The 584-nt window shown below is 34.4% G+C and carries 1 pseudogene; it reads right to left on the bottom strand.

Annotated elements, in window-relative coordinates:
• Positions 1-70 precede the first annotated feature (70 nt).
• A pseudogene (locus B4113_RS15205) lies at positions 71-244 on the bottom strand (hypothetical protein); the annotation flags it as partial.
• Positions 245-584: the final 340 nt, after the last annotated feature.

Here is a 584-nt window from a genome sequence, read left to right on the forward strand (position 1 = left end):
TGACACCCCTGCATCATACCAAGAGGGCTTTTTTTGATCAAGTCCCCGGAAAAGCTCCTAACGGGAATGCTCCTTTGTTTTTGACAGAAGAAGAGCGAGCGACGCCGCCTGGATAATCCTTGTTTAAAGCTGAACAGTTTTTATACGTTTTAACCTTCGATGCTGCCTCTGCATTGTTGAAAGAATCAAAAGAAAAACCAAGAATTAGTCCTAAAGATAGAAAAGCAACGATTAATTGTTTCATAATAAAAACCTCCCTCTATAATTTACCTTTTTTGTAATATATCATAATTCAATTAATTGTTTCTTTTCAATATAAACAAATATTTGCAAATCGAATACTGTTATTTTGTATTTTTATTAATCGCTTTGAGTAAGATCTTTTTAAGCCTTCACGCTATGCTCACTGATCCGATCACGAATCGCTTTGACTATTGAATCAATATTATAGTCCGGGATATTTCGGATAGTGCGTTTTTTGCTTCCGAACAATCCTTTCATTTCTAAGTAAATAACTGTAGATGAGCAAATTTGCTAACATAAATTGACAACTAAACAAAAAAGGAGACATGAACCCGATTCCT

Source organism: Geobacillus sp. B4113_201601, from assembly GCF_001587475.1.
Lineage (GTDB): Bacteria > Bacillota > Bacilli > Bacillales > Anoxybacillaceae > Geobacillus > Geobacillus icigianus.